This window comes from Mesorhizobium sp. P2_B5, from assembly GCF_056404775.1.
On record NZ_JBFUDJ010000025.1, the window covers coordinates 1 to 9124 of the forward strand.

The window sequence follows — 9124 nt, forward strand, 5'->3', positions numbered from 1 at the left end:
AGAAGCGTGATCTTGATATTCGGTTTGCATCGGCTGCAGTCGAACTTCAGGCGCAACGGGCAACACCGCCGCCATAGACCATCATCAGGTCGGCCGAGCGGCAGTAAAAGACGTTGCCACAGGTGCACTCCGCCTTCACAAGCATGTTGTGCCGGGTTGCCTTGCCCAGCGTGTCAATCGGTTCATGCGCCATGAGAACAGAAGAGGAACAAATTCCTTGAACGTCAAGCCGGATTGTGGAATCTTTTCGGCATGCGAGGAACCACGACGCTGAAATGGAAGACCTATGGCCCGTTCTCGGCGATTACGCCGGAACGGGCCGATGGGGCTATAGCCGCTAGCTAAAATCGCAGAACGACGTAAGGAACTCGTCTGCGATAGCACCGGACGCGGCGGCGACCATGTCGCCAGTAGCTCCTACAAACCCTTCTCCAACGGCGGTGATGCCGGCGATGGCGCCAGCCTCGATGGTACACCTGCTGCACTTCTGCCTGTGCATCTTCGTCAAAGGGCTCCACTTGTGGCGTCTCGAGTTCATCGAGAATGCCGTTTCCCGTGCCTGGAACACCGGCCATTGCGTCGATTGGGCGGACAGTGCTTGCAAGCGCCGCTGCCCCGGCAATGCCAAACATTGCAGTCAAGAAGGATCGCCGATCCATAGTAAACCTCCCAAGGTTGCATGAGCTAAAAGGCGCCCCCGAACTGAGCGGGTTCAGCGCACGGTGAAAAAGAGGATTCGCCAGCCGCCCAAGCAGATCGCGAATCCTATCAGCGCAGGAAGGGACGCTAGCTGCACCGATCCACGACATGTCAGCCAAGCACCATGCCCATCACCAGAAAGGTGACGGCTGTCACGAAAATTGGCGCGAGCAACCACCGCGCTTGGCCAACACTTTTATCCATCTGGTTTCTCCGAATCTGGAGAAACAACTGCCTTAGCTTTAAGCCGTTCCGTGTATTCCCAAGTGTAAGACTATCGCGTTTATTGCGATGGTACTTGGTCCGATCCGGCTTCAGACCAAAGTCCGGTGTAATCGCCAAGCATAGTTATCCAAACGTGGACAAGATCGATAAAACTGTCTGGACTTCGTCCTTGGGTTATCTGTCTCGCGTCCTGGCGACAGCGAAACGAACTCGCACTCAGGTAGCCCAGCACCTTGGCGAGGAGTGATTTGACGCCATCCCTGGAATAGGATGTGCCCGAGACGGCATCAACAAGCGTCCGATAAAGACTGTCAACTTCTTCGTCGATCTCCTCGCGCTTGATATGGACACTGCGTCCGCCTTAGCCGTTTCGGGATATGGTTGGCGATCCATGAACCGAGTTCAGCCGGCCAGCTTGCGGTGCCAGATCCTCCAAGCCGACAAATCTCTGCTGAAATCGGACGCCGCTCGGCTTTAGTCGCCTGGCGGACCGAGAACCCCCTAGTCTACTAACGGGCTCCTCCCTCTGCGCCATCTCCGAGCGCGGCGAGACCTCGGCGAATCAACTCCGGCACCGCGTCAGAACGGCTCGGCATTCTTTTCTCAAACCGCCAAGCGTCCAGCACCGCGAGTTCCTCGGCACTGAGCATGATCTGTAGTCGGTATGTTCGCTACGGGATGGCAAGGCCCTTCCTCTCTCCTAGAACTCGATCTGCCATACCGGCGGCGTCCTGGTGGACCAATAGGCACCGCGCCTGCATGGCTACCGCGCCTTCAGTATTCTGGCCTCTCGCAGCAATGATGATCGATCCGTGCCAATCACTTTGATCAGTCCACATGCCTGCGCCTCGGTGATACCCGTTTCCCGCGCGAGGAACCGGACGAGAAAATCCTCCTGCTCCTCCCTATCCCCTCGGTCGCGTCGTTTCTGATCGCCGATGTAGGACGACTTGGGCTGCTCAAGTGAGCGGGGCAATGGAGCATCGTCCTGTACCGAAACAGCTTTCACCTTCAGGCCAGCTTCCTTGGCAGCCGTCAGAAAGGCACGTCGAGCATTCTCAACGTCTTCGGCTGTGCTCAGAGGGCCCGTGCAAGCTTGAAGTGCAGCCCGATACCTTGGCCCGTGCGATTCCGGCCAGCGCTCCATCATGAAAATGGCGACCTCGGATACGCTGTTCAAGGTGCGAAACTCCCCCACCTTTTCCGTTTCAACCATGATTGGAATTGCGAAAAACGGGTCGTGCATGGAATACCCCTGGGGATGCCAGAACCGGACAGAGAGCACTATTTTCGTTCCGGTCGCCGCGAGAAAAGCACATGGGACAATGCGTCAATAGGCGTGTAGACGGGTCGCCGGGCAATCGGTAAGCACATCCAATGGATAACAAGCGGCTCGACCACAAACTAGATTGTAAGGCGTGCGGGACGATCCAGATGGACATTCCCGAGGGTGCTGAAGAGCACACGCCGATTCATTGCAGTAAGTGCGGTGGCTACCTCGGGGAATGGGGAGCACTGCAGGACGATTTTTACGCCCAAACGCGCGGCGCTGAAGCCTTCGATCTGAACAACGGCAACATCACTAAGAAGTAGCGCGGGGGTTGCCCTGCTTGTCAGTGGCCTTCATGGATTGGTTGCAGAATAAAAACCGGATCGATCCGGGAATCGCCCTTAGCGGCCGAGCGGTAGCCTTGAAAGCGTAATCAGCTCCGCTTCATCAACCACGCCTGCCATATAGTTGGCGATGATCCGAGAGGCAAGTGTGCCTTGCGCATCAGCGGATTGGTCTGCGAATTTCAGCTGTTCGAAAACTCGGCCCAGCAAGGCCAACTCGGCAGGATCAAAAATCCCCGCGTCCACAGCTTTTCGTCTGATCGGCATGGCTACGCGTCCTCCTCGTAAAACTGCAACCAAGCGTCACGTAGATCCTACTTGCCGTGCGAGTGCCTCTTCTTCCAGCGTATGAAGTTTTTCCCGAATCTCCTCAGGCTCGGCATGCTCTAATCCGACGACGTCGTTCCTTGTCTCCCTCAGCGAAACAATGATCTCATCAAGTTTTGCGTGGATAGCGGCTGTGTCGCGATATCCTTGGATTAGAACCACCCCGGTGATTACAATCGCTGCAACCGACAATGCGTAAGTGACGACATTTGTCAGGCCGAATGGGACCACCGCCGTGCAGAGCAGCATGGCTATGAGCAAGAAATAAAAACCCGGAGGGCGGGATAGAAAGTCCCCCATTGCAAAAAGGAAGCGGTTCATGTCCAGGCAGAAGTCAAGAAGACGACGAGTGCGGTGATGGTGACGGAAATAGGCACCGCCGCGAGCCAGCTCGCTTCCAGGAACCAGGTCTCCTTGTCACGAAGCATTGGACATCCTCCTCTTAGGTTCTCTGCAGGAAACCCGCCGCCCCTGCTTGGAGCGGCGGGCATTTCGTATTACTCGATGATCTGCACGACCTTGCGTGTATCGGGATCAACGAGGACTGCATGATCTCCGACAACCGTGTACTTATAGCGGACGTCTGGGACGTCGATCGTGTGAAGCTCGACCGTATCGGGAAGTGCCGTACCGACATTGAGTTCGACGCCGAGCAGGCTGACCGATGCAAGTTTCTGCTTGTGAATATATTCGCGAACGACGGTCTGCTGTTCGGGCTTCAGGACAACGACGTCCTCGGCAAAGGAGGTTCCGATGCCTGCCATAAGCACCAGGGCGCCGGCGGCGCTGACGAAATATTTGGTCATGATATTTTCCTTTTCAGTTGCAGGTCAGTTCGAGGTCTCGGACGTGAGTAGGTCACCCGCCGTTAGTCGGCGCTGGCGCTGGGGCAGCTGGCGCCGGGGCTGGTTCCGCAGGCTTCGCCGGTGCGGCCGGAGCTTCCGCCTTTGGAGCTTCAACCTTTGGAGCTTCAACCTTTGGAGCTTCAACCTTGACGTTGATATCCTTGCCACCGTCGCCGTGGATATTGATGACTCCGGTAAATATCAGCAAGACTACGATTGCAATAAGCCCAAGAACAACAGCGATCGCAGTGCCGCCGCCTCCGCCAGAATTAACAACAGTTGGGCCGTCAGCCATGGCTACGTCTCCTATTTTAGTTATCTAGATTTGCATAACGGTCGCCACTACATAGCGTTCCACCCCAGGGTCCAGGGTCTACGCGAGATAGGCCTTTAGTCTGATGCGCTTCGGACTGAAGCCCATGACAGGAACAATCTGCTGCTACTCAAGTTCGATTTCCTGGCGAGCAGGCGTGGTGCTGCCGCCAGGTTCAACGAGGAGAAAATCATGAGAATGCACCTCACAAGCGTCGCCGCGGCGGCATTGCTGTTAGCAGGCGTTGGCGCGGTCGCAGCGCAGGATGTCATCATCACCCCTGAGCAGGACACGGTCGTCCGTGAATACGTGAAAAAGCAGCCGCTCGCCTCGGTGAAGATCCCCGGCGTCGAACTCAAGATCGGGACGGCTTTGCCTGACACGGTGGAACTTCACGAGGTCCCGAACGTCAAGTATAGGTATATTGTGGTCGACAACCGCACCCGTCCTGGTCGATCCCGGCACCCGGAAAATTATCAAGGTCTACGATTGATCGAATGGCTGTGGCCCGCCGCCAGCTGCGGCGGCGGGCTGCAGTAATGCTGCAATAATTTCGAAAGCTGACAAGCCGGGGGCCGGCCCGTGCCCTGCTGGACACGCTTCCAGAGCAGCACTTGACTTTCACCCAAGCCTCGTCCTTGCCGCCGCTTCGGTATGGGCTTCCCCGGCGCTTCGAAACAATGCCCTCGAGGCCCATCTGCTCGGCTGCCTTATAGAACGCAGCGCCGCCGCCCTCGACGTGCTGGCTGTACTGGATGATACCCTCGGCCGGCTTGACCAGTTCCCCCAGGATTGCCTTGCGATCGATCGCCGGCAGCGTGCGCAGATCCTGGCCGTCCCTGTGCAGGATGTCGAACGCCACGAACGCGAGCAGTTCGGCGTTCCAGGCCATGCGCGAGTGGATCTCATGGAAGTTCGGCCGACCGTCCGGCTCGGGCGCGATCATCTCGCCGTCAAGGATGAGCGCCTTGGGCGGCAGCTTCTCCAGCGCGGCGACAATCGGCGGCTTGATGAACCTCAACCGCTCACCATCGCTTCGCGCACGCACACTCCCACCCGCCTAAGCTTAAGCTAAAATAGTTCCGAAACCGGAAATCGGCTTTTTGGTGCAACAAACACGTCAACCGGACGTTGCGGAGGATCGCAGGAGGAATCGATATGGCCGACGACAAAAGCAAGCGGGGTTCTCGCGATCGGGACCGTGTTTCAACCGATGACGATTATGAGGTTCAGTATTTCGCCAAGAAGGCCGGGATCACGCCCCAGCAGGTGAAGGACCTGATCGCCAAGCACGGGAACAATCGCGCGACGCTGGAGCGGGAAGCGAAGGCTCTGGGGAAGCGATAGGTAAGCCAGCATGCCAGCATACCAAGTGGAAGAGTGGCATGGAGACGAGCTTGTCTCGTCTCATGCCACAGACGCCGATGATCCGATATCAGCGGTAGAGAAAGTCACTGGGCAACGGGCGGCGCCTCGAGCTCTTCAGGGACGCTGGTTTCGTGTGGTCGATGAGGATGCGAGAAGCACGCACGAATTCAGCCTTGCCGACGCTGAAAAATAATGCCTGAGTCGGCTCTAACGAAAGCCCGCCAGCCGACAATCCTGTAGTGGCCGCCCCAGTTGTAAAACAGGACGGGAGTGGCAAAGCCCGTTGTTAGATCATGACAAAATGCTAAGGTCAGCGATGTCCGACTTGACGACACCGCTGATCCGAAAGCTCGAAAGCCTAGGTCGTCTTTCATCAGATGATCGCGAGAGCGTCAAAGCGATGGTGCTTGTGGGTAAGCAGTTGCAGCCCGGTGAGCAGATTGCGCAGGAAGGGGACGAACCCAGCCGCTGTTGCTTGGTGGTTGAGGGGCTCCTGCGACGCTATAGTGTTTTGAACAACGGCAACCTGCAAACGCTCTCAATCCATGTCCCCGGCGATATACCCGATCTCCAAGGCTTGCATCTAAGGATCATGGATCACACCCTTGCGTCGATCGGTAGAAGCAAGATTGCGGTGATTTCACACCACGACATTCTCGAGGTTGTGCGTAAATCACCTCGCCTGGCAAATCTATTTTGGCGGGAAAGTTTGGTAGACGCGGCGGTCGCGCGCGCCTGGGTCAAGGTATTGGGAGGGCATGATGTGGTGGGCAGATTAGCCCACCTTGCCTGTGAGCTTTACGTGCGCATGACGGTCATGGGGCTGGTAAGAGACCATTCTTATCCGTTACCGCTAACTCAAGTTCAGATCGGCGAGACAATCGGCGCGAGCGTAGTGCACGTCAATCGCATGTTGAAGAAACTGCGTGCTGACGGGCTTTTGGAGCACAAAGAAGGGCGGCTGGTCATTCTGAACTGGGACGCCTTATGCGAGATGGCAGACTTCGACCCCGGGTACCTGAACCTGCGAGACCCACTCTATTTGGATGTAACGTCAGTCGCAGTCGATTAGCATCTCCATTCGCTCCTCCCAGAAATCGTACAGCGAGGCAAGCGGTGGCCCGCGCCTCTAGTGAGGGAAGCGCGGGCCCGGCTGTCCTACGGGACCAGTCGGCAGCGGGAGGAGATGCGCCATACCGCTGCACTCAACTAACCTCGCGGCATTTGCGCAGTTCCATGAGGCAAACAAAAAAGCCCGCCGGTTAAACCAGCGGGCGAGGCTGTCATGAAGTGCACTCAGCGGCAGGAGGCGCTGCAACCATCAAACTTGGTGGCCTGAAGCTGGTTCCAACGGAGGTGAAAAAGCCCGCCGTCTATGGAGAAACGGCGGGCTTCTCGCCAGCCCAAAAAGGCCCGCCGGTGAGCCCAGCGGGCAAGTGGGCTGGGGACGCACTGAGAGATCAGTGCAATAGTACAAGTTCGGATGTTTCGAGATGTTCCAGCAACTCACAAATTTGGATCGTACGTGCTGGAAGGGGACGCTAGCGTTAAGCCTGGCGGAGCAAGCTAATGTCTCCCAACCTTTACGGCGGCAAAACAAAAAGCCCGCCGGCTTGGGCCAGCGGGCAATCGGTCTGGAGTAGCCGGAATCAACCGGCGCGAGTTCAACGAACGTTGAAGATGTCGGTTGCAACCTCGCTCTCGTCGCTCTCAGGGGTCCGGCGAGGACGAGTTGTTGCCTGAAGCAGCGCGGTACTGGAACACTGCCGCACCACAAAAGGATGCGCGCTCACGGTAAACGGAACATTAAGCCACGCTAAAAAGCCAACGCGAAAAAAAGACCGCCCGAATGCGGAAACGGGCGGGCAAGCCTTCTGGAGTGCCTGCCCGGCAAATGTCAATGAGCGGCGAAAGGTTGGTTGCGGTGCGTTCACTGCGGGGTCTGGCGCTACACCCAGCGCGACATGATTGGCATGGCCGCTTGCTCCTGATGGCCGCGCTTGGCGCCTATATCCTGTTTGCTCTAGCGCCTCTTCGGCTTCGGCGTGATCTCCTCGATCTGTGCCTTAACGCCGTCCTGCACCCATTGCCTGTTTAAGCGCCCTTGCGGGGCAAAGCGTTGCTCGCAAGTTTGTTTGCGTAATCCTCGCGAACATCTCGACGACAGCGACGTTCGCTTGGATGGCAGTAGTTACCGGACTCGCGGCTGCCCTGGTGGTTCTCTTGTCTTGATGCTGTTAACCCATGCAGTTCGAGACCTTCAAAGCGCGCCCAGCTATCATCGGCTGTGTCGCCGGCTGCGCTACGGCTCCTAAGCGCCTCTAGCCATTTGGGTGGTGAATGACGGTTGCGTGAGACGATTGTGCAAGAGAGGTCGGCCATGCTTTTCCTGTTACATGCGCTTCATGTCCATGCCCCAAAACGAAGCGATGGACTATTGCCGAAGCTGTTGACTATGTCGCCGAGCCGCACGAACAGCCGATGAACGAGAATTCAGCTGTCGCTATCCAAGTAGCGAAAAGCGAGCTTGGCAAGCCGAGTCGGTCGATAGCGGACCAGGCGTGCGGTTGCGCACATAAAGCCGGTCTATTAGACAGGTCTCATCAACGGGGACCAACACATGATTGACGAACATAACCACGCAGCCGAACTAGCCGAACTAACGGCGGATGTTGTCTCCGCCTACGTTAGCAATAACCCCTTGCCCGTCGGCAGCTTGCCCGAACTGATTTCCTCTGTGCACGCCACATTGTCAGGCTTGGGCGGACAGATCGCGCCGCCGGCCGAACCTAAGGAGCCCGCCGTCAACCCCAAACGCTCGGTGCATGCGGATCACATCGTATGCCTCGAGGAAGGAAAAAAGTTCAAATCGCTTCGGCGCCATTTGATGGCCGAACACGGCATGACGCCGGAGGCCTATCGCGCCAAATGGGACCTGCCCGGCAGTTACCCCATGACAGCGCCTAGCTATTCCGAAAAGCGATCGGAATTGGCAAAGGCTGCGGGGCTTGGGCAAAGGCCATCGCCGCAAGAGACGGCACCCACAAAGCGCAAGGCGAAGGCTTAGGGCGACTGAGCCATATGCAATCATGACGCCGCGTCAAGACTCGGCTATTACTGAGCGCGGCGGCCCTCTATCCCGCCCAGCCGGCGCCATTCAGGCAACCTCGAGCGAGCGGCGCCGGCTATTTTCCATTCCGCCAAAATACACTTTGAGCGTCGAGGGCCAGGGCCTTTCGACCGTAAATGGCAATGCAGCCAGCGCTAGAGACAACCCTCACTTGTTCAAGAAACTGGCTAAGGTCCTTCGCGACGGCGGAAAACCGCAGCCGACGATTATAGACTATACATCGCCCTTCCTGCAGGCTCAGGCACTGCTGGCATACTTCACCCTGCCCCACTGACTGCACTGAGGACACAAAGGATGGAGATAGGCCAATTTGTCCCCTGGAATATTTCCCGAACTGGTGATCGTCAGGCTGCCGCCCTCGAAACCCTCCAAGCTGTAGGATTCCCAGGTGCCGCTGAGGGGCTGAGCGTCTTCTCGTAGTTTCAAATACCCGGTGCGACCGCATTCGCAAACCAGCTTTTCCCGCAATACAGTTGAGAGCACTTAGGACAGCCTTCTGATAATGCGGCGAACTGGTCCGATGCTACCCATGGGACATTTGGTATTCGGGTTTCCCGCACTGCCCAAGCTACAGGCATATTAGCGATCGCTCAACTAAGACTG

Annotated in this window: 9 protein-coding genes and 2 pseudogenes; 5 read left to right on the forward strand and 6 right to left on the reverse strand. The window is 57.2% G+C overall.

Features of this window, described 5'->3' with window-relative positions; all coding sequences use genetic code 11:
* Positions 1 to 1687: 1687 nt before the first annotated feature.
* Complete coding sequence (locus AC1D1N_RS32170) at positions 1688 to 2170, reverse strand: DUF982 domain-containing protein (RefSeq protein WP_436258549.1); 483 nt, start codon at positions 2168 to 2170, stop codon at positions 1688 to 1690.
* 188 nt (positions 2171 to 2358) lie between these two features.
* Here AC1D1N_RS32170 and AC1D1N_RS32175 point away from each other — a divergent pair, with 188 nt between their 5' ends.
* Positions 2359 to 2517, forward strand: a complete 159-nt coding sequence (locus tag AC1D1N_RS32175; RefSeq protein ID WP_352591557.1) for a hypothetical protein — start codon at positions 2359 to 2361, stop codon at positions 2515 to 2517.
* Positions 2518 to 2595: 78 nt separating this feature from the next.
* On the opposite strand, the gene AC1D1N_RS32180 is transcribed toward AC1D1N_RS32175, so the two are convergent.
* The 4 genes from AC1D1N_RS32180 to AC1D1N_RS32195 form a co-directional block, all read right to left on the reverse strand.
* Positions 2596 to 2805: a hypothetical protein gene (locus AC1D1N_RS32180; RefSeq protein ID WP_352591560.1), complete on the reverse strand. Its 210-nt coding sequence runs from the start codon at positions 2803 to 2805 to the stop codon at positions 2596 to 2598.
* Between the two features lie 36 nt (positions 2806 to 2841).
* Positions 2842 to 3186, reverse strand: coding sequence for a low affinity iron permease family protein (locus tag AC1D1N_RS32185; protein WP_477353318.1), 345 nt, complete (start codon positions 3184 to 3186; stop codon positions 2842 to 2844).
* 176 nt (positions 3187 to 3362) lie between these two features.
* Positions 3363 to 3671 carry a DUF1236 domain-containing protein gene (locus AC1D1N_RS32190; protein ID WP_352591566.1) on the reverse strand — a complete coding sequence of 103 codons (309 nt, stop codon included), beginning with the start codon at positions 3669 to 3671 and terminating at the stop codon, positions 3363 to 3365.
* A 52-nt stretch (positions 3672 to 3723) separates the two neighbouring features.
* Positions 3724 to 4005 (reverse strand): hypothetical protein, encoded by a 282-nt coding sequence (locus tag AC1D1N_RS32195; protein ID WP_436258547.1) that lies wholly within the window; start codon positions 4003 to 4005, stop codon positions 3724 to 3726.
* A gap of 210 nt (positions 4006 to 4215) precedes the next feature.
* Here AC1D1N_RS32195 and AC1D1N_RS32200 point away from each other — a divergent pair.
* Positions 4216 to 4516 (forward strand): annotated as a pseudogene (locus AC1D1N_RS32200) (DUF1236 domain-containing protein).
* Positions 4517 to 4696: 180 nt separating this feature from the next.
* On the opposite strand, the pseudogene AC1D1N_RS32205 reads toward AC1D1N_RS32200, so the two are convergent.
* Positions 4697 to 4969: pseudogene (locus AC1D1N_RS32205) on the reverse strand (ATP-dependent DNA ligase); the annotation flags it as partial.
* A gap of 212 nt (positions 4970 to 5181) precedes the next feature.
* Here AC1D1N_RS32205 and AC1D1N_RS32210 point away from each other — a divergent pair.
* The 3 genes from AC1D1N_RS32210 to AC1D1N_RS32220 all read left to right on the forward strand — a co-directional run bounded on the left by AC1D1N_RS32210 (position 5182) and on the right by AC1D1N_RS32220 (position 8458).
* Entirely contained in the window at positions 5182 to 5370 is a 189-nt protein-coding gene (locus tag AC1D1N_RS32210) for a DUF3606 domain-containing protein (RefSeq protein ID WP_477353320.1), read from the forward strand.
* 346 nt (positions 5371 to 5716) lie between these two features.
* Positions 5717 to 6463 carry a Crp/Fnr family transcriptional regulator gene (locus AC1D1N_RS32215; RefSeq protein ID WP_436258545.1) on the forward strand — a complete coding sequence of 249 codons (747 nt, stop codon included), beginning with the start codon at positions 5717 to 5719 and terminating at the stop codon, positions 6461 to 6463.
* Between the two features lie 1548 nt (positions 6464 to 8011).
* Positions 8012 to 8458, forward strand: coding sequence for a Ros/MucR family transcriptional regulator (locus tag AC1D1N_RS32220; RefSeq protein WP_436258544.1), 447 nt, complete (start codon positions 8012 to 8014; stop codon positions 8456 to 8458).
* Positions 8459 to 9124 lie beyond the last annotated feature (666 nt).

What these genes read in the sequence shown, in the direction of transcription:
- AC1D1N_RS32170 (WP_436258549.1), bottom strand. Translation starts at nt 2,170, where the DNA reads ATGCACGACCCGTTTTTCGCAATTCCAATCATGGTTGAAACGGAAAAG.
- AC1D1N_RS32175 (WP_352591557.1), top strand. Translation starts at nt 2,359, where the DNA reads ATGGACATTCCCGAGGGTGCTGAAGAGCACACGCCGATTCATTGCAGT.
- AC1D1N_RS32180 (WP_352591560.1), bottom strand. Translation starts at nt 2,805, where the DNA reads ATGCCGATCAGACGAAAAGCTGTGGACGCGGGGATTTTTGATCCTGCC.
- AC1D1N_RS32185 (WP_477353318.1), bottom strand. Translation starts at nt 3,186, where the DNA reads ATGAACCGCTTCCTTTTTGCAATGGGGGACTTTCTATCCCGCCCTCCG.
- AC1D1N_RS32190 (WP_352591566.1), bottom strand. Translation starts at nt 3,671, where the DNA reads ATGACCAAATATTTCGTCAGCGCCGCCGGCGCCCTGGTGCTTATGGCA.
- AC1D1N_RS32195 (WP_436258547.1), bottom strand. Translation starts at nt 4,005, where the DNA reads ATGGCTGACGGCCCAACTGTTGTTAATTCTGGCGGAGGCGGCGGCACT.
- AC1D1N_RS32210 (WP_477353320.1), top strand. Translation starts at nt 5,182, where the DNA reads ATGGCCGACGACAAAAGCAAGCGGGGTTCTCGCGATCGGGACCGTGTT.
- AC1D1N_RS32220 (WP_436258544.1), top strand. Translation starts at nt 8,012, where the DNA reads ATGATTGACGAACATAACCACGCAGCCGAACTAGCCGAACTAACGGCG.